Source organism: Marinomonas profundi (genome assembly GCF_020694005.1).
GTDB lineage: Bacteria > Pseudomonadota > Gammaproteobacteria > Pseudomonadales > Marinomonadaceae > Marinomonas > Marinomonas profundi.
Genome location: NZ_CP073013.1, coordinates 3,277,582 through 3,296,968, shown reverse-complemented (window position 1 = coordinate 3,296,968; position 19,387 = coordinate 3,277,582). Strand labels below are relative to the sequence as shown.

At 45.1% G+C, this 19,387-nt stretch carries 19 protein-coding genes and 1 pseudogene; 10 read left to right on the top strand and 10 right to left on the bottom strand.

Annotated features, from left to right (window positions below):
- The first annotated feature begins 99 nt into the window (after nucleotides 1-99).
- Complete coding sequence (locus J8N69_RS15385; protein ID WP_229426384.1) at nucleotides 100-954, top strand: universal stress protein; 855 nt, start codon at nucleotides 100-102, stop codon at nucleotides 952-954.
- Between the two features lie 90 nt (nucleotides 955-1,044).
- Here the strand turns inward: J8N69_RS15385 and J8N69_RS15380 are convergent, their stop codons facing one another.
- The 4 genes from J8N69_RS15380 to J8N69_RS15365 all read right to left on the bottom strand — a co-directional run bounded on the left by J8N69_RS15380 (nucleotide 1,045) and on the right by J8N69_RS15365 (nucleotide 4,949).
- Nucleotides 1,045-1,506: an NfeD family protein gene (locus J8N69_RS15380; protein ID WP_111606113.1), complete on the bottom strand. Its 462-nt coding sequence runs from the start codon at nucleotides 1,504-1,506 to the stop codon at nucleotides 1,045-1,047.
- A 2-nt stretch (nucleotides 1,507-1,508) separates the two neighbouring features.
- Nucleotides 1,509-2,447, bottom strand: a complete 939-nt coding sequence (locus J8N69_RS15375) for a slipin family protein (RefSeq protein WP_168826473.1) — start codon at nucleotides 2,445-2,447, stop codon at nucleotides 1,509-1,511.
- 87 nt (nucleotides 2,448-2,534) lie between these two features.
- A complete protein-coding gene (locus J8N69_RS15370; protein ID WP_168826475.1) occupies nucleotides 2,535-3,608 on the bottom strand; it encodes a threonine aldolase family protein in 1,074 nt (357 codons plus the stop codon).
- Nucleotides 3,609-3,782: 174 nt separating this feature from the next.
- Nucleotides 3,783-4,949 carry a GNAT family N-acetyltransferase/peptidase C39 family protein gene (locus tag J8N69_RS15365; RefSeq protein WP_168826477.1) on the bottom strand — a complete coding sequence of 389 codons (1,167 nt, stop codon included), beginning with the start codon at nucleotides 4,947-4,949 and terminating at the stop codon, nucleotides 3,783-3,785.
- A 302-nt stretch (nucleotides 4,950-5,251) separates the two neighbouring features.
- On the opposite strand from J8N69_RS15365, the gene J8N69_RS15360 reads away from it, so the two are divergent.
- Both J8N69_RS15360 and J8N69_RS15355 read left to right on the top strand, forming a co-directional pair.
- On the top strand, nucleotides 5,252-6,724 hold the full coding sequence (locus J8N69_RS15360) for a RimK family protein (RefSeq protein WP_168826479.1): 1,473 nt from the start codon (nucleotides 5,252-5,254) through the stop codon (nucleotides 6,722-6,724).
- A gap of 218 nt (nucleotides 6,725-6,942) precedes the next feature.
- On the top strand, nucleotides 6,943-7,950 hold the full coding sequence (locus J8N69_RS15355) for an adenosine deaminase (RefSeq protein ID WP_168826481.1): 1,008 nt from the start codon (nucleotides 6,943-6,945) through the stop codon (nucleotides 7,948-7,950).
- On the opposite strand, the gene J8N69_RS15350 is transcribed toward J8N69_RS15355, so the two are convergent.
- A complete protein-coding gene (locus J8N69_RS15350; RefSeq protein ID WP_168826483.1) occupies nucleotides 7,947-8,669 on the bottom strand; it encodes a spermidine synthase in 723 nt (240 codons plus the stop codon). The genes J8N69_RS15355 and J8N69_RS15350 overlap by 4 nt on opposite strands.
- Nucleotides 8,670-8,879: 210 nt before the next feature.
- Between J8N69_RS15350 and J8N69_RS15345 the strand changes: the two genes are divergently transcribed.
- On the top strand, nucleotides 8,880-9,203 hold the full coding sequence (locus J8N69_RS15345; RefSeq protein WP_168826485.1) for a hypothetical protein: 324 nt from the start codon (nucleotides 8,880-8,882) through the stop codon (nucleotides 9,201-9,203).
- On the opposite strand, the gene J8N69_RS17225 is transcribed toward J8N69_RS15345, so the two are convergent.
- Nucleotides 9,151-9,393, bottom strand: coding sequence for a competence protein CoiA family protein (locus tag J8N69_RS17225; RefSeq protein WP_456298956.1), 243 nt, complete (start codon nucleotides 9,391-9,393; stop codon nucleotides 9,151-9,153). The two genes, J8N69_RS15345 and J8N69_RS17225, sit on opposite strands and share 53 nt — an antisense overlap.
- A gap of 292 nt (nucleotides 9,394-9,685) precedes the next feature.
- Here J8N69_RS17225 and J8N69_RS15340 point away from each other — a divergent pair, with 292 nt between their 5' ends.
- Nucleotides 9,686-10,729, top strand: a complete 1,044-nt coding sequence (locus tag J8N69_RS15340; protein WP_168826487.1) for an SIR2 family protein — start codon at nucleotides 9,686-9,688, stop codon at nucleotides 10,727-10,729.
- A complete protein-coding gene (locus tag J8N69_RS17145) occupies nucleotides 10,710-10,838 on the top strand; it encodes a hypothetical protein (protein ID WP_261599308.1) in 129 nt (42 codons plus the stop codon). Before J8N69_RS15340 ends, J8N69_RS17145 begins: the two co-directional genes overlap by 20 nt.
- Before the next feature lie 266 nt (nucleotides 10,839-11,104).
- On the opposite strand, the gene J8N69_RS15335 is transcribed toward J8N69_RS17145, so the two are convergent.
- Nucleotides 11,105-11,674 (bottom strand): contractile injection system protein, VgrG/Pvc8 family, encoded by a 570-nt coding sequence (locus J8N69_RS15335; RefSeq protein ID WP_227803915.1) that lies wholly within the window; start codon nucleotides 11,672-11,674, stop codon nucleotides 11,105-11,107.
- A 128-nt stretch (nucleotides 11,675-11,802) separates the two neighbouring features.
- Nucleotides 11,803-11,856 (bottom strand): annotated as a pseudogene (locus tag J8N69_RS17070) (hypothetical protein); the annotation flags it as partial.
- Between the two features lie 178 nt (nucleotides 11,857-12,034).
- Here J8N69_RS17070 and dusA point away from each other — a divergent pair.
- The 4 genes from dusA (at nucleotide 12,035) to J8N69_RS15310 (ending at nucleotide 15,964) form a co-directional block, all read left to right on the top strand.
- Nucleotides 12,035-13,060 carry a tRNA dihydrouridine(20/20a) synthase DusA gene (gene dusA, locus J8N69_RS15325; RefSeq protein ID WP_168826489.1) on the top strand — a complete coding sequence of 342 codons (1,026 nt, stop codon included), beginning with the start codon at nucleotides 12,035-12,037 and terminating at the stop codon, nucleotides 13,058-13,060.
- Nucleotides 13,061-13,065: 5 nt separating this feature from the next.
- A complete protein-coding gene (gene tal / locus J8N69_RS15320) occupies nucleotides 13,066-14,016 on the top strand; it encodes a transaldolase (RefSeq protein ID WP_168826491.1) in 951 nt (316 codons plus the stop codon).
- A gap of 73 nt (nucleotides 14,017-14,089) precedes the next feature.
- A complete protein-coding gene (locus J8N69_RS15315; protein WP_168826493.1) occupies nucleotides 14,090-14,611 on the top strand; it encodes a sugar O-acetyltransferase in 522 nt (173 codons plus the stop codon).
- Nucleotides 14,612-14,848: 237 nt separating this feature from the next.
- Complete coding sequence (locus tag J8N69_RS15310) at nucleotides 14,849-15,964, top strand: PQQ-dependent sugar dehydrogenase (RefSeq protein WP_168826495.1); 1,116 nt, start codon at nucleotides 14,849-14,851, stop codon at nucleotides 15,962-15,964.
- 27 nt (nucleotides 15,965-15,991) lie between these two features.
- Here J8N69_RS15310 and J8N69_RS15305 read toward each other — a convergent pair whose 3' ends face one another.
- Both J8N69_RS15305 and J8N69_RS15300 read right to left on the bottom strand, forming a co-directional pair.
- Complete coding sequence (locus tag J8N69_RS15305) at nucleotides 15,992-18,322, bottom strand: putative bifunctional diguanylate cyclase/phosphodiesterase (protein WP_168826497.1); 2,331 nt, start codon at nucleotides 18,320-18,322, stop codon at nucleotides 15,992-15,994.
- A complete protein-coding gene (locus J8N69_RS15300; RefSeq protein ID WP_168826498.1) occupies nucleotides 18,309-19,379 on the bottom strand; it encodes a polyamine ABC transporter substrate-binding protein in 1,071 nt (356 codons plus the stop codon). The genes J8N69_RS15305 and J8N69_RS15300 overlap by 14 nt, the downstream gene beginning before the upstream one ends.
- Between the last annotated feature and the right edge of the window lie 8 nt (nucleotides 19,380-19,387).

The window sequence follows — 19,387 nt, the reverse complement described above, 5'->3', positions numbered from 1 at the left end:
CCTATTTTTAAGCGGTAAAAACACTGTCTATGAACTATTCTTTTTAATGATGCTTATAAAGCCCCAAAAATAGGCTTTAAAACAAAAACAAGGAGCATAATGATGACAAACATAATTGCTTGTATTGATGGATCCTCTTTATCTGAGCACGTCACCACAGCCTCTGTTTGGGCAGCCAAAAAAATGGGATCTGCGTTGATATTGCTGCATTCTTTAGAAAAAGAAGCCATCAAAACCGATGAGGATCTATCTGGCTCTATTGGCCTTGGTAGCCGAGAGCATCTGCTCGATGAACTGGTTGCACTTGATGAAAAACGTGCAAAACTTGCGTTTGAACATGGCAAACTGGTGCTCGAAAACGCCAAAGACTTCGCGCAAAGCGCAGGTGCCAAGCAAATCGCGTTGCTCCAACGTCATGGAGACCTAGTCGACAATTTACTGCATTTAGAAGACGAAACACGTCTTATTGTGGTTGGACGTCATGGCAGCAACCACACCATGGATGCCCACACCATTGGTTCACACATAGAACGAGTCGCTCGAACATCACATCGTCCGATTCTTATTAACGTCGGAAAATTCAAAACCCCTCGTAATTTTATGATTGCTTACGATGGTCGAGAAGCCGCCGATAATGCCATCACACGTATTGCACAAAGCCCACTATTAATTGGATTACCCTGTCATTTGGTCATGGTAGGAGAAGCGACACTAGAAAGACGCTATAAATTAGATGAAGCACAGCAAATTCTTGAAGAAGAAGGCTTTGAGGTAATCGCTTCTATTAACCCAGGCAAAATCTACCCGACATTGACCCAATACAAAGAAGAACATCAGATAGAGTTAATGGCAATGGGGGCTTACGGCCACTCGAAACTACGGCAGTTTTTCGTAGGCAGCAATACCAGTAAAATGATTATTGAAAGTGATATTCCCTTGCTCATCCTTCGTTAATTCATCGTTATTGGGCGAAAGCCATATGACAAAAAAAAGCGCCAAGTGAGATGATATTCACTTGACGCTTTTTTAGAAAAACAAAAACCCTTATTGCAAATCCATCGCTTTGATATGCAATTTACCCACTTCGGCCTCAGTCACTTCGACTTTCGTTCCAGCTTCAATGGGTTCCTCACTAACCAAAGACCATTCCACACCAGAATAGTGATATTTAGGCGACTGCGTTGGCGATACCGATTCTTTTAAAAAGAACTGATGGTCCGTAAATTCGCTTTTGGTTTTTTTAGTACTTACTTTAGATTGCATACGTTTCAGTGGTTTCCACAATACTAAGGCGGCCAAGATAGTCATCACGCCCGTACTAAAAGAAGCGCTCAACACACTATTAGGCAATACCCCAACATAAACCAAAGCGCCTGTAGCCATGGCCGCTAAGCCCACAAAGAAGAAGACAAAGGTAGAAAAACCTAATACTGTCACTTCAATGACCAATAGAATCAAACCAACAATAAACAAGCTTTGGGCCAGATTATTGGCAATGATATCCATAACTAGCTCCCTTTCGACATTTTCTGAATAATCGTCATCGCTTGAGCAACCACAGCCGATGCTTCTGTCGCGCCATCCGGCAACAAGACCACGGACGATTCCTTCGCAATGGCGTGCTTCGCCTCAATGGCTTTGGTTGCCAAATCTAATTGTATGGCTTTTTGACCGGCTTCTGTATTGGCCGCTTCACCAACTTGACGCAATGCCTCAGCCTGAGCTGAAGCGACGGCAACAATGGCTTTCGCCTCACCTTCTGCGCGTAACACTTGCTCTTCTTTATCCGCTTCTGCCGCCAAAACCACAGACGCTTTTTGACCTTCGGCACGGTTAATCGCCGCCTGACGATCCCCTTCCGATTCCAAAATCTGCGCACGCTTAACACGCTCTGCTTTCATTTGCGCTTCCATCGCTTCCATCACAGATTGAGGTGGCACAATGTCTTTAATTTCGTAACGCAACACTTGGATACCCCAAGGGCCCGCCGCGTCATTGATCGACGCCACAATATTGGTGTTCAGTACATCGCGCTCTTCAAAGGTTTTATCGAGTTCCATTTTACCCAACTCAGAACGCATGGTCGTTTGCGCCAACTGAGTCACGGCAAAAACATAATTCTCTACACCATAAGTCGCTTTGTAAGGGTCTAAAACACGGAAATACAACACCCCATCCACACGCAAAGAAATATTATCTTTCGTGATAGCGCTTTGTTCCGGCACGTCTACAGCCTGCTCTTTTAAAGTACGATCGGCTGAAATACGATCAATAAAAGGAAGGATGAAGTTTAACCCCGCCTCTTTAGTCGATTGATACTTGCCAAAACGCTCAACTACATACGCCTGATTCTGCGGCACAAACTTAATCGAGCTTTTTAACAAAAAGACCGCCAGCACGAGCACAAGGGTTTGCACACTTAATAGGTAACTCAGTATCTCTTCCATCGTCTTATGTCCTTTATTATTAAAAATTAAAAGTGGCGCCCATCTCTGTGTCTAAACGCTAATGAATACAATATAGCTGTTACCGATCTAAAAACCATCATTAGAAAAACCACGCGCCGACTCAATAAACGCCTCCACACCTTCTTTTGGCGTTCTAAAAGAGGTCACTAATCGAATCACGCCTTCCTCCCAACGCCCACCGTAAAAGCCAAAACCTTCCGCTTGTAAGTGATCAATCATGGGTAATGGCAAGGTACAAAACAGCATGTTCGCCTGAGCAGGTGTATTGATTATCACTCCTGGAACGGTTTTCAACCCTGCTTGCAACAATGCCATCATGGCATTGGCATGGGTCGCATTGGTACGCCATAAATCATCGGTCAAATACGCCACCATCTGCGACGACAACAAGCGCATCTTCGAATGCAAATGCCCACCGCGTTTACGACGGTAGCCCAACTCTTTCGACACTTTCTCGCTGGAAATGCCTTTCTCTTCCAAAGACTGTTTAAACACCACGATGGCTTCGGCCGCCATCACACCATTTTTCGTCGCACCAAAAGAGACAATGTCCACGCCCGCTTTCCAGGTCATTTCAGCAGGCGAGCAACCCAAGGCAAGTAAAGCATTAGCAAACCGCGCCCCGTCCATATGAACCGGCAGGCCAGCCGCTTTCGCCACATCGGTGATGGCTCGCATTTCTGCTAACGAATACACGCTGCCCACTTCCGTGACTTGTGACAAACTAATAACCGATGGCTGGCAAGAGTGCACATCACCCATTTTTTGCTTGACCAATTTCTTCAGCTGAACAGGATCCATCTTAGCGTTGGCGCCACCGATACCGACAAAGCGCGCGCCACTGGTATAAAACTCTGGCGCGGTGCATTCGTCGTTTAACAAATGGCTTTCTGTATGGCACAACACGCTGCCCCAAGGCGGCGTTAACGCACTGATGCTCAATACATTTGCCGCCGTCCCCGTGGACACCAAAAACACATCCACATCACATTCGAACAGCTGTGACAACATTTGCGTGACTTGCGCCGTCCCGTCATCATTTCCATACGGCATAGCATCGCCTTGCGCTGCTTCCATCATGGCGTTAAAAACAGCCTCTGACGCACCGGCAATATTGTCACTGGTAAAGGCAACCTTCATTGAACCACTCCTTAAATCACATTATTTCAGATCAATGAGCATCATCATGACAGCCTTTAAAAGCATGTGCTTGGATTTTTGTGCAAAAAGGGAAAAAGCAAAGCCGTACCTTCCTCACTAGGAGAGGAAGATACAAAACCTTGCTGATAGAGAATAAATAGGAGAAAGCTTAACTTATGGCGTTTTCAACACCACGGTGGCTTGCAAACGACTCTGCCCAAAGCGTGACATTTTCTCGAATTCATCACGCGCAATTGGCACAAACTGACAATCCAACGGACTTGGTGGATCGTCCGGTAATTTCTTATCATCGTCCAAATCAGGATCATGCACGAGAATGCAATGCTCATCGTAGCCGGACATCACCACCCAATGGGGAGACTTTTTACCGTCCATCCGAAAAGTACTGATCAAGATAATCGCCAAGGCACCCGCATCGAATGCCTCAATCAATTGCGCCAATGGCATCGCACTATAATGCAAAGGCACGTCCGACCCTTCGCATTGTTTAACAAAACTTTCATGCACACGAGTAATAACATTTTTCTTCAACTCGTTACGCACGCTGTCAACAAACAAAGGACCTGCTTCGCTTAACCACACATCGGCTGATAAACCACGCTTTTTCGCCGCCAAAGCCAGCCCCATCGGATGACAACCACCATGACCAGAGGTCATAAAAATCGTCGTCGCTTCACGCCAAATCTCTAATTCGTCATCAGGCGTCGCTTGATATTCAGGATGCAAAACCGACAGCACCATTTGCAACGACGCTGGCCCACACGTAAAAGGCGTGCCTTGCGCCAACCAAGGCATTGCCCTAGTAGTTTGCTCATCACCCGCATGGCGCAAACGTTTTTGCATACGAATCGCATCGGTTTGGTCTTCGTAATAGGCATCGTAATGACCAAATTCCTTGTAACCCATTTTTTGGTACAAGGCGATGGCATTGTGATTCACATCACTGACTTCCAAACGCAACAGCATCTTGCCTTTTTTAAGGGCTTTTTTCTCACAAGCTTGAATCAGCAACTGACCAATGCCCAGCCCGCGCGCTTCAGGCGACACCGCAAGCGAATACAAACGCGCCAAGCGCGTTCCTTGACGAAGATGCAACAAGGCATACCCCAGCAACTCGCCCTCTTCCTGTTTCGCCACAAGCTGTTTCGCCACAAACAACGCCGAACCAGAGCTCGTAATCGCATGACGAAAGCTACGACGACTCAGACGGTCACCCGTAAACGCCTTGTCTTCCAAAACAAGTAACGCCTTCAGGTCGTCTAGAGTGGCTAAACGTATCTCGCTATTTGGGAAAGAATGGGGAACCGAACTCATGATCATTACATCGCCTCAGAAGGGCAAAAAGTCGCTAGGATCGTTAACCGCTGCATCCCCCTAATAAAGGTTAAACCAACGCTATTTAACGATGAAGATTTTCGCGCATTCTAGGGCGAAACCTATCTAAAAGATAGCCTATTTTTTCATCATAAAAACTTTTTATTTTCCCATTTTAGTCTATTGTTAAAACATAAAATTAAGCGCACTATCCACATAAATTCATGCTGATTAAAAACCCCAAACACCTATTTATAGGCCGTTTAGAACTACGCCAACACACTATTTTATAAGGAAAAATAAAGCCAATGTCACAGACGTACATTGTTGTTGATCAGGCCAAAGATTGGTCCGCTTTTTTACCCAGCGACCGCGTTATCACATTCACTCAATACTTAAACTTGGCCACCACTAAAAGCCAAGGCCGAACTCGCATCATCAACCTTTGTAAAAGCAGCAAATATCTGTCCGATGGGTACTACTGCTCGCTGTTGGCGGAAAGCCGTGGCCACCACGTTATGCCGTCCGTGCGCGTGCTCAACGACCTAAGCAAAAAAGACCTTTATGAACTAGAAATATCTCAGTGGTTGCCATTGTTGGCCAAAAAACTCGCCAAGCCAGACGCACCGATGGAGATGAAATTCCACTGTGTCTTCGGCAAAACAATTCATCCAGAAATGAAGGAATTCGCACGCAAATTATTTGAAAGCTTCCCCAGCCCCGTACTCGAAGTCACCTTGAAATTCCGCAAAGAATGGCAAGTCACGGCACTTTTTTCCACCTCGCAAAGCAAATTAAGCGACGCAGAAGAAACATTATTCGCCGAATCCTTAGAAGCATTCAGTAACAAGGTCTGGAGCAAAAGCCGCATTCAACGTGCCGCAAAATTCGACATGGCGATTTTGGTCAATCCAGAAGAAGTTATGCCACCCAGTGACGAGCAAGCCATCAAGAAGTTTATCCAAGCCGGTAAACAGCTAGGCATTCAAGTGGACTTAATCGGCCCAAAAGACATCATGCGCCTGCCTGAATACGACGGCTTGTTTATTCGTGAAACCACCAACATCGACCACCACACCTACCGTTTCGCCAAAAAAGCCGAAGGCCTAGGCTTAGTCGTCATGGACGATCCGCAATCCATCATGCGCTGTACCAACAAGGTGTATTTGGCGGATTTGTTCAACACTCATAAAGTGCCGTGCCCAAAAACGCGCATTGTACACAAGGGTGAAAAAGACGTTGAAAGCGCACTAGAAGCGGTTATCAGCTATCCAATGGTGGTAAAAATTCCTGATGGCGCTTTCTCCAAAGGCGTAATTAAAGCCGAAAACCGCGAGGCCTTAACCGCCAGCTTAGGCACGCTATTTAAGAAATCCTCTTTGCTATTGGTACAAGAGTATCTCTATACCGAGTTCGACTGGCGTATCGGTATATTAAACAACAAACCGATTTTTGCGTGTCGCTATTACATGGTCAAAAACCATTGGCAAATCTACCAACACAGCGACAGTGCCAGCGAAAGCGGTGGTTTTGACACCTTACCAACCTTTGAAGTGCCGCGCCGCGTTCTACAAGCGGCCATCGCCGCGACCAAACCTATTGGCGATGGTTTATACGGTGTCGACGTAAAAGAAATTAACGGCCGTGGCTACGTGATTGAAGTCAACGACAACCCAAGTATCGACCGCGGCGTAGAAGACAAATACCTCGGCGACGAACTCTACATGCACATCATGTCGGAATTTTTGCGACGCATGCAGATGAAACGCAGTGACAATTAAACCTAGGCAATTCAATCTAGGTGACTCAACTTAATCAACTCGCCCCTTAGTTTTTTTAAAAAAGAAGCGCGAAATTATTCTATACAGTCGGCCCTGCTGGCTGTATATTTCGCCGTTTTTTCAAACAACGATTCTTAACCACTGCCAGCCATTCTTTTTCATCTTCGCTTTTATCGCTATATTTAAGAATTCAAGGCAAAGCAACAACAGGTAAAACTATGGAAACGCTGATCGAACTAGCAAAGAAAATGCCCAAAACAGAACTTCACTTACACATTGAAGGCACCTTTGAGCCAGAACAGATGTTTGCCATCGCACAACGCAATCAGGTTGAGCTGAAATACAGCACAGTAGAGGCCTTAAAAGCCGCCTATCAATTCACCAATCTTCAAGATTTTTTAGACCTTTATTATCAAGGCATGTCGGTATTGCTTCATGAAGTGGACTTTTATGACCTCACCATGGCGTATTTAGAAAAAGTCCACAGTGAAAATGTTGTTCATGTGGAGATATTCTTTGACCCGCAAGGTCATTTATCGCGCGGGGTTCGCTTTGATGTACAAATCCAAGGCATTTATAACGCCCTGCAAGACGCCGAAACAAAGTGGGGCATGACCTCCAAACTTATCATGTCTTTCCTGAGACATTTAAGTGAAGAAAGTGCCTTCGAAACCCTAGAATTGGCCAAACCTTATTTGGCTTGGATTGACGGTGTTGGCCTAGACAGTTCAGAAGCAGGACACCCACCGGAAAAATTTCTGCGCGTCTTTGAAGCCTGCAAAAAACTGGGATTAAAAGTAACGGCTCATGCCGGAGAAGAAGGCCCGCCAGACTACGTTTGGCAAGCCATTGAGCAAATCGGCGTCGACAGAATTGACCATGGCAATCGCGCTTTAGAAGACGGCAAGCTTATCGACGAAATCAAACAACGCGGCTTAACCTTAACCGTTTGCCCACTGTCTAATTTAAAGCTTTGTGTCGTGAGTGATATGCAAGACCATCCCATTAAAAACATGCTAACACTTGGCCTGAACGCGACGGTCAATTCCGATGACCCCGCGTATTTTGGCGGCTACATGAACGACAACTACGCCGCCTTAATCCATGGCACAGGCATTAACAAAGCAGAACTGTTCCAGCTCGCCAAAAATGGCATCAATGGCAGCTGGATGGCAGAATCTAAAAAGGCGCAACACCTAACGCATTTGCAAACGCTTTTCGCTTAATCTACATGAGAAATATACAGAGAGTTCGAGGATTTTTTACCTGTATAAGGGTTATCAAAATACACCATGTGCGTTTCCACTTTTGAAAACACACTTTCTAATACACTAACAAAAACATCGTCAGGGGCTTCGTCAGACCATAAACCAAACACCCCTCCGCGATGAATTTTAGCCTTCATCGCGTTTAGACTTTCCGCCGTATAAAAGCGGCTATTTTCTGGATTAAGCCAATAACTTGGAGTGTGATCAATGTCCAGCAATACCGCATGCACCTTGCTGTTGCCTTCTGTACCATCAAAATTCGTATTGGCCGCGGTGGCAAATTCGAAAAAATCACCCAACACATAGCGACACCTAGGGTCATTGGTTAAACCTTCACCCAACGGAACCAACCCTTGCTCATGCCAGCGAATAACCGGTGCCATCACATCCACAACACAAAGCGACTTAACATTCACAAAATCCAACGCTGCTCTAGCCGTATACCCCAAACCTAACCCGCCCACCACAACGTCTATATCTTGACCCGAAAACTTGGCAAGCCCCTGCTTAGACAACTCAACCTCAGCCTCAACAAATAAGCTCGACATCAAAAACTCATCGTTCATTTTTACTTCGTAAAGCACTTTATGATTTAAACGTGGCTCCGAACGCTTACGCAGACTAATCGCACCACGCGGTGTTTCTTGATAATCGATTTCTTCAAATACAAAAGTCATAATAAAACTCGTCAAAATGTGGCCTTTATCATACGGACAAAAACGCACCCACACGAGACTTAAACACCGACATAAGCTTCTCACCAATCTAGTATGCATTTCTCTTGCTGATATCTCAGCGATACCAGAAGCCAGTCAGCACGTCGTTGTGGAGCGCTTAGAAGAGTTTCAAGATGAATTAAAAGCAGTATTACAAACTAGCGAGGAGCCATGAATAAAGTCACCAGCATCGCTGTTACGCTTTCTCAAATTGATGAAATAGAAACTTGGAAGCAATGCTCACCTCAGCTCACAAAAGAAGAACGTCTTCAGTGTTATAAGATAGCTCAACGCCTTTGGCTTGAGCGGTCTTATGCCGCTAATCGGTTGTACATCAATTTAGGTGTGATAGAAGAGCTAAAAGCAAATGACTGGCAACCCAACGACGTACAGAAGCAAATGATTTGGGCCAGTGCCATTGGTTCAATAGATGTAAGCGCCCTTAAATCAGCATTCTTACTGATACGTAAAAAGAGAAGTCACAAGGAACCTTAGTGGAATTATGGGATTTCCTAACTTTGTGAGAGAAATGCCATTCGTTTTTTTCACCCTGCCTAGCTGTCAATAAGGTTTTGCATGAAGGGCAGATACAACCACATTTATCGCCATTTGGAACATTACCAACATCAACAAACTCGCCACTTTTAATGTCTTGCCCGAATGGTAATAAGTTACCCAGCCTCATAACATTACCTATCAACTAATCCTATTTCTAAAAATAATGCCAGCATGCCCCCACACTAAGCAAATTTTTTATTTACAAACATCAAACCACTTCACTGCCACCACAACACACCTATACCCTGCTTTGCTGTCGCCTCGTGCGGTGACTTTGTCGATGGACTAGTTGCGATCCTTCTGAACGAATAAGTGTATTAAAAGTGACCTTAGTGGGGTTGTTACGTTAGAATCCTTAATAACGTTAATCAAGGATGATATGGCACTAGGCTGTATCTGTATTTTACCACTGAGGCAACATGAAATTAGTCTTACTGTCTGGCGCGGGGCTATCCGCAGGATCTGGAATTCCAACGTATCAAGAAAGAACGATGTCAGAAGAGTTTAAAGACTTTTTTAGTGCCTCAGAAGACAAAGCATTACAGATACTCCAGAGTCATAAACATATTTTTGAGAGCGCGACGCCTAACAATGCCCATAATGAGTGCAAAAAACTTGAAGAATTCTGCCGTGCAGTGAATGTTGAATTCCAGCATTTCACTCTCAATGTAGATTCACTCATTGAAAAGGCAAATGGTTCAGCCACTCATATTTATGGCTGTGTCGATGATCCAGTTACGGTGGCGAACAGTCGGTTTTCAGAAGCCAGTGTTCTTGATAATTTGGTGTGGTACAAAGACGACATACTAGTCATTCTTGGCGTAAGTGATAACGGCTACCCTATCGGAATACTTGAGGCCAATGTGCTTCAAGCTGGCGGTCAGGTAATCAATTACAACATTGAGCATAATAGTAATCTGTTCTGTAATCAGGTGATCGGAAACGTGGAAGATACGTTAAAAAGTATCGAAGTGGCATCTAAACTCCCACTGGTGTTTCAAGAACTAGACCTCGGAACATACAAGGTTGACACCTATGGCATAAACATCAATGGCCTTAATTATGTTGTGTATTTTTCACCTTCCATCAACTTTTACAATGAAATGGATCTTTTAGAAGACATACAAACCTATATAGGCCATCAACTGACTCACTCCTCATTTGAAGTTAAGTTTGACTATGAACCGAACATTGAGGGTGGTTTAGAAACCCAATTCAAGGCACCTGTAGGACCTCCATTATCTTTACTAAATTTGAATATTTTAGGACATACGTTATGCTCATTAATAAATATTCATAAGAATCAATATGGTGGCGAGTTTTATACTGCATCAGCAGCGCACTCACGCCTAGTACGCTTCTACAATAAGCTTGCTAAACAATATTGTAATACGTTAGAGTACGGCCACTGGTTAGAAATTAATCTCAACGAGGAGATATACTATGTCATCAAAACGCATTGAACAGGTTTCTGCATTAAAGGCAAAAAACCTTAAGCGCTTAGGAGAGGCATACGCCAAAGCAGTAAAAGAAGGCACATTGAAACCCAAAACGCCTCTTTCCGCAAAATAATCGATTTCATTAAAGCTGCCAAATGGTGGCTTTTTTAATGCCTATAATTTCCCTTTCCTGCACTTAAAGCCCCGTTCCCGGCCACTTTCATTTTTCACCGTATTTAAATCAAACCGTTTCACTCGCCACAACCGAACACCTGTACCCTGCTTTCCCATCGCCTCGTGCGGTGACTTTGTCGATGGACCAGCTGCCTTTCATTTCGGGTGGGAAGGTGTCGTTGAGGGTGAGGAGTCCTTCGGCGACGAGGTTTGGGTTGCCCATACCTAGAGAACAAGTGTGTCTAGGGTGACGCTGGCGCCTTGGCGTTTTAGTTTGGTGAGTTCGCTTTGGCTGGCTTGGGTGGCGTCGGTTGGGTTTTCGTAGCTTTGGCGTAGTTTCTTGTACGGGGCTTCGCCTACTTCTATGGTGGCTTCTTGGCCTGTGTTGTTGTCTGTCCAGTTGGCTTTCACGCCGTTGAAGCGGCTGCGGCTTGGGTTGTCCATTTGGCAGTTGGTAAAGCGGTGTTGGTTGCTTGGGGCGTTTTGTGCAGGCAGTCCGACGACAACGGGCGGGATGGCTTGCCCTGTGATGGTTTTTACTTGGCCACGTTTGGCGAGCACGTACAGGTCGTTGACGGGTTTGGCGATGGCGTCCCGTTCTCTTGCCAGTCGGGCTAAAAAGGCGCTGTCGGTCTCGTCTATTTGGTCTAGGTGGTCGATCTGGCTGTGTTCAAACTCTTTGGCCACTCGTGGGCTGAATCCGTGAGCGGTAACGATCTCCCGAAACAAGGCGGCCAGTGTAGTGTTTTCAAAGGTGCGTGTGCGGCGCTCTTTAAAGCCGGTGGTGTCTTCCACTTGAAAGGGCGGGGCTGTCGGTGGTCGCGGGAAGTTGTTTTTGCTCGTTGAGCTGTTTTTCCATTTTGGTGCTTTTCCAACTGGTTAAACGCGTTGATGTAGGCTTCTTTGAACTGGGCGGCTTTTGCGCCGGTGAAGCCCATGGCCAAGAAGACAAAGCCGTCGCGGGTGATGCGATACATAGGGCGAGTCTTGTCTTGTTCATCTTTGTCTTCAGCCAGCTAAAAATTGTTAGTTTAAAACTAGCGTCACTTGTCTCTTAGATATCTTGTAATTTTATGACATAATGTTGTGCATCTGTCGCGGGGAGTCATTCCTTTATGTTGCGGCGCTTTTTTGAACTTATTCGATACCTGAAAAATGTCATTAGATAATGGGGCTGCCCCAGTAAATTCAAGCGTTAAGCTTGATCGTCGATTTTCCATCGCCCCGATGATGGATTGGACTACGTCCGATTACCGCGTGTTTACGAGAACGTTGACCAAGAATACGCTGCTTTATACCGAGATGGTGACGACGGGTGCGTTGCTGCAGGGCAATCATCCTGAAAGATTCTTACGATATGATGGTTGCGAGCACCCTATTGCCTTGCAATTAGGTGGATCTGACGCGGTTGCCTTGGGTAAATGCGCAAAAATGGCGGAGCAAGCAGGCTTTGATGAGGTTAACCTTAACGTTGGTTGCCCAAGCGATAGAGTGCAAAACAGTTTAATCGGCGCTTGTTTGATGGCTCACCCTGATAAGGTGAAAGAGGCCATGCGCGCCATGCAAGATAACTGCACTATTCCGGTGACGATCAAACACCGCATTGGTTTAGATGACCAAGAAGATTACAGCGTGGTACGAGATTTTGTCGGCGATATAGCGACGACCGGCGTAACGACCTTTATTGTCCATGCTCGCAATGCGATTTTGGCCGGTCTAAGCCCAAAAGAAAATCGTGAAGTGCCGCCGTTGAAATACCATTATGTGCATCAGTTGAAGCAGGATTTTCCAGACCTTGAAATCATTATAAACGGTGGCATAAAAACACTAGCAGAATGCCAAGAACACTTGGCGCACGTCGATGGCGTGATGATTGGCCGCGAGGCTTATCATAATCCTTGGATATTGAGCCAAGTCGACGAACTATTATTTGGCGGTCAGGCCTTGGTGCATGATCGCTACGAAGCACTAGAAGCTTTCGTTCCTTATGTTGAACGCAAGCTGCAAGAAGGCGAACGCTTAATGCACCTAACCCGACATATTTTGGGTATTTTTCAGGGCGAAGCCGGCGGCAAACAGTTCCGTCGCTACCTTTCTGAAAACGGTCATAAAGCCGACGCACAGATAAAGGTATTATTAGAGGCCATTGAATTGGTCAAACATCATCAACACAAAGGATAAAAACAATGAGCAATAAGTTATCTCAGTTAAAAGAGTTCACGACCATTGTGGCCGACACCGGTGATATTACGGCGATCAAAGATTTTTTACCGCAAGATGCGACCACTAACCCATCTTTGATGCTAAAAGCCGCACAAATCCCAGAATACGCCCCTTTCCTTGATCAAGCCGTTGCTTGGGCAAAAACACAAAGCAACGACAAAGAACAGCAAATCCTAGACGCTGGCGACAAGCTGGCGGTTATCGTGGGTACAGAAATTCTAAAATACGTTCCAGGCCGTATTTCTACGGAAGTGGATGCGCGTTTGTCTTTTGATAAAGAAGCCACGCTCGCCAAAGCACGTAAACTGATCGCACTTTATGAAGAAGCCGGCGTGCCTCGTGACCGCGTGTTGATTAAAGCCGCGTCTACTTGGGAAGGCATCAAGGCGGCAGAAGAGCTAGAAAAAGAAGGCATCAACTGCAACCTGACCTTGCTTTTCTCTTTCGCACAAGCACAAGCCTGTGCAGAAGCGGGTGTTTACCTGATTTCTCCATTCGTAGGTCGTATCCTTGATTGGTACAAAAAATCCACTGGACAAGAATACACGGCAGAAACCGATCCAGGCGTAGTGTCTGTAACGGAAATCTACAACTACTACAAACAACACGGTTACAAAACCGTTGTGATGGGCGCGAGCTTCCGTAACATCGGTGAAATCGAGCAACTTGCGGGTTGTGACCGTTTGACAATCAGCCCTAACCTGCTGGAAGAATTGAAAAAAGACGAAGGCAAACTTGAGCGTAAATTGATACCAACCACAGACGTGAAACCGACTCCTGCTGCTGTGACAGAAGCGGCATTCCGTTGGGCGATGAACGAAGACGCCATGGCAACAGAAAAATTGTCTGAAGGCATTCGTAACTTTGCTGCCGATCAGCGCAAACTAGAAGTCACTTTAGCGTCTATGCTATAAAATAGACGTTAGTAAGTTCTCTGAAAAACGCGGCTTAGGTCGCGTTTTTTATTTCTCATAAGCAGTAAGAATAATGACTGAAACAACCGAATTTGAAAAAATGGTCCGTGGCGACGCCTTTAACGCTATCGATCTAGATTTACGCCTACGCCGAGAGGCCGCTCGCCTTGCTTGCGCAAAATTCAACGCTCATCCAAGCAAGGGCAATCTTCGCCATGTGACACGGTTGTTTGCTGAATTTGGCAGTGTAGTGATTGAACCGGGCTTTCAGTGTGACTATGGTTCGCAAATTCATTTGGGCGAGCGCGTTTTTATCAATTTTAACTGTGTTTTCTTAGACAGCGCCAAAATCCATATCGGCGATGATGTTTTAATCGGCCCCGGTGTGCATCTTTATACGGTCGATCACCCAAGAGATGCCGTGTTACGCGCTTCTGGTGAATGCTTTGCCCGCCCGATTAGCATTGGCAATAATGTCTGGATTGGCGGCGGTGCTAAAATCCTGCCCGGCATTGAGGTTGGCGACCATGCCATTATCGCGGCGAATACGGTGGTGACTCGACATATTGCAGAAAATGAACGCTACTTTGGTTGATACTTACTTTGGTCGATACTTACTTTGGTTGATGTTTATTTTAGCTAATGTTCACTTTAGCTGAAATTATTGGCGCCATGATCCCAGTCCCCTATAAAAGCCTTAATTGATGCGGATCTGAACACTTCATTCAACTAGGTAAGCAATCGACAATTGTGAAGGAAATGCCTTCCAAAACCCTCTTCTTGCGTCTACTTTCTATATACTGCAGACAAATTAGCGAGAAGAGGTCATCTTATGAAAACGTGGATTCTATTTTTAGCCAGTCTATTTGCGCTAGATGCCAATGCCTCAAAAACGCTCGATGACGATTCACTCAATGTCGAGAAAGTGACTCAATTTGATGGTACGCCATGGGGTATCACTCTGCTAAATGACCAAGAAGCCATAGTCACGATTAAAAAAGGCACCGCTTTCAAGGTGAATTTAGCCACAGGTAAACAACAGGTATTAAGTGGTTTGCCTGAGGTTGACAATCGAGGCCAAGGCGGCTTACTCGATGTCGCCAAATCCCCTACATTCGACGAGCAAAATTGGGTGTACTTTACTTACTCCAAGCCAGCAGATGAAGGCTCAAAAACCACATTAGCCAGAGCAAAATTAATCAACGGCGGCGTTACTCAGTGGCAAGATTTATTGGTAACCGATTCAGCAACGTCTGACACTAAACATTATGGCGGTCGCATCGCGTTTGATGACAAAGGGCATGTATTCTTTTCCATTGGTGACCGTGGCGTTCGTGAGAACGCTCAAAACCTTGAGAATCATGCGGGCAGTATCATTCGCTTAAATTTAGATGGCAGCGTGCCCAGCGATAACCCTTTCGTGACACACGCCAATATTCGCAATGAAATATGGAGCTACGGACACCGTAACCCTCAAGGGTTATTTTACGACACTGACACAAGCACACTTTGGTCAAATGAGCACGGCCCAAGAGGCGGCGATGAGATCAACCTTATTCGACCGGGCGCCAATTACGGCTGGCCAATTGTTTCCTACGGCAAAGAATATTGGGGACCGATCAGTGTCGGCGAAGGGACAAAAAAAGACGGCATTGATAATCCGATAAAAGTCTTTATTCCCTCTATCGCTCCGAGCAGTTTATTACGCTACAAAGGCATGTTGTTTTCCAATTGGAATGGGGATTTTCTTTCAACGGCGTTGGCATTAAGACACTTAAATCGGGTGAAAATTGAAGCCAATGGCGACACCACAGAAAGCCGCTATCTTGAAAATCTCGATGAGCGTCTTCGCTCTATTGCTCAGGATTCAAACGGGATTTTGTATATCGGGACGGACTCCGGAAAACTGCTGAAAATCACCTTGGAAAACCACCCTATTACAGAGTAACAATACGTGGTTTATTATTGAGTTTGTCTAGATCGGCTTGTCTAGATTGATTTGTCTAGATTGATAGCCCTCATGCCAGCGCGCTAACTCATCGAAAGGCATCGGTTTAGACAACCAATAACCCTGAAAAAAGTCACAGCCAGCCGCTTTTAAAGAAGCTAATTGATGCTCATTTTCTATCCCTTCTGCAGTAACCGCAATAGCCTGTAAATGACATAACTGAATTAAAGGTGGTAATAGCTTGGCATAGTCAGAGTCTGTGACTCTTGCGGTTAGCACTTTATCCAGTTTCACTTTATTAACAGGATAATCAATCATATGTAATAAAGGCGTGTAGCCTACGCCAAAGTCATCGATGGCAATATTAAAACCCGCCTCTTGCAAACCGTTCAATACGTCAAATACAGAATCCGTTTGCACATAGCCAAATGTTTCGGTTAATTCTAATTCAATACTGCTATCGTCGATGCCATACAGCGCCTTTAGCTCAATCAAACGCTCCAATACAACATGGTGGCCTAACTCAGCCGCTGAAATATTAATCGACAAAAGACACGCTTCCCCAAAAATAGCCCGCACTTGAGGAAGGCTTTTAAACGCCGTTTCAAACACCCAATGATCTATCTTGGCATAGGTTCCCGTTTGCTCTGCGATCGGAATAAATTCTTCGGGGTGCACATGTCCCAGTTCAGAAGAGTGCCAACGTATTAAGACTTCGAAACCTTTTACTTGGTCATTTGCACAGGTATAGGGCATATAAACGAGCGAAAACTCTTTTTCACAATCCAGCGTTTTCAACTGATCTTCTATGCTTTTCTTACGGCGAGCCTCCGCAGCAATACTCGCAGAGTAATGTTTATAACGATTCTTACCTGACCGTTTTGCGTGATACATCGCCATATCCGCATTGGCAATCAAGGCTTTGAGAGAATGGCCGTCCACTGGGTAAGAAGCAATGCCCATACTTGCAGAAACCGGAAAATAATAGTCGTCAGACTCATAGCCCCCCTCAAACAACTCAACAATAGACTGTGCAAGCTGATCGACCTCTTCCGGTAAATGATGTGTCAAAACAATGGCAAACTCATCCCCAGATAAACGAGATACCATGCAACCACCATACTGCTGCTGAATGGGTAGCAGCAGACGATGCAAGTCTTCAGCAAGAAAACACAACAAATTATCCCCTGCTTCATGACCCAGCTTGTCATTTACAAATTTGAAATTGTCGATGTCAATATAGACTAAAGACACATACTCTTTACTCTGCTCAGCTGTTAACAAGACATGTTTAGCGTATTCATAAAAGCGAAAACGATTGGGTAACGAAGTCAAAGTATCCGTAATGGCCATTTCATGGGTTTTCTTCAAATTATTTTGCAACTGCTCAAATAATTCATAAAACTTGTTACTTAAACGCCCCATTTCACTATTGCTCAAAGAAGGCGATATATTCTCTTTTTGATAATGCATCACCTGTGTGAGCTCTTTATCCAATTGACTAATAGGAGCGGTAATGAAGCGAGAAATAAGAAAAATAAGCAGCCAATAGGTGAATACCGCTAAAACAGCGGCGATAAACATCAACTTTATTAGGAAGCCAAACATAGAGGCATTCAAAGCCGCCTGATCAGGCGTAATCGTTAAGTATTGAGTCGAAGACAACGCCACCGTATGCGTAAGAATGGCTTCTGGCCTAGTATGGCGTTCGGTCCACACCGGTGCGGTTTTGTAAGCGGTCGCCAGATCCGATAAATGAGACGAAAATGCGTCTAATTGCACTGAAAATGATAACTGTATGCTGTCATCAATGTCTCGCCCCTTGAAAGGGAGCAACCCCACTCTATCGAGCAAACGAGCACTCACCACCTGACTAGGCAATGCTTGATGAAAAAACACCCAGTCCGAAATGGTATGGCTGTCTAACATTTGCCTAGACACGGCATATTGTTCATCACTAATTGTTGCAAATGGATCCGCACTTCGCTCGTAGTAAAACAAAGGACTTCCATTGCCACTGAACAAAGAAAAGGCGATACGACTCGACTTATTCAGCCGAGTTTGAGAAATCAGCGAACTCACACTCTGACTAAGCGCCGTATCGCGATAAGTCGACGGCGCATGCAGTAAAAAGTCGGACAAATAATGCCCTTCTAAAAAAAGCGCCATGAGATGATCTGCGGTAGCCGCCTCTTCCTTAAACACCGCCTGTAACTGAAACATGCGTTGATCTAATTTCGCCTGTTCTAACTCAACAATATGGCTCTTCTGATAATAATAAATCAAAAATGTCGCGCACCCATATCCAATGATAATGATGGGAAGCAGCAAAAGAGCCAGTCGTTTATTTAGACTCATGAATAACCTCAATCGCCTCTTGTATTCGAATCCGCTGTCGAATGTCAAAATCGGATAAAAGATCAAAAGACAACCGATCTTTTAGATCCATTTCTGTGGGGTAGATCAACTCATTTTCTCTAAATGCCTTACTCTGTAAACGGTAGGCTATGTTATCAACCGTTGCAACGCCAACCTCTTCTGAGTTCATCGCAGCGACCCTAGACTCACCTATAAACGTCAAAAAAGACTGCGCTAACGATTTCTTTTCAGCACGAGCAGGAACAACCCAACAATCTAACCAAACAAATGAGCCATCCTTCGGTAAAACATAGCGCCAAACCGACTTGTTTAACGCCTCGTCCATCGTATATTGGTCGCCGCTATACACAGCGGCCGCATAAAGCTCATCGCTATTTTTTGACGTCAGTAGATAAGAAGGCGCATATTCATAGGTTAATACATCACGAGTTTGCGCCTTCAATAATTCATATGCCTGTTTAAGGTGCTCTGCTTTATTTGTATCTATGGGTAACTGCAAGGTTAATAAAGCGGGGGCAATCAGTGAAGTATAATCATTGGTCATACCGATATGCCCCACCAAATCAGATCGGGAAGAAAAGAAATCAGCCCAAGAAAGCACAGGGCCTGCCACTTTATCAACGCGATAGGCAATACCAAATGTCCCCCAAAGATACGGAATGGCATGACCGCCACACCACTCTGACCAATGGGAATCCACATCGCCAGTTCGATAAGAGTCGTTAAGGTGTTCTAAATAACCGAGACTGGCTAATTTCTTTACCGAGCGAGCATCCACAACCGCCAGATCAATTTGATGCTCTGTCGTATGCGTTAATAATGTATCTCTAATATCTTCATCATCGTAGGTGATAAGGCGAATCTTGGAACCTGTCTTCTCTTCCCAATCACGAATAACATCGGCGGAAAGGTAATCATCCCAGTTCAAAACATTCAAGGTTGCCGAGCTGTAAACATTGCACGACATAAGCGGTAATAAAATGTAAAGCACACAAGGTAAAACCCTTTCTTCTACACTAAACAGCTTGTTTTTCATTGTTTATC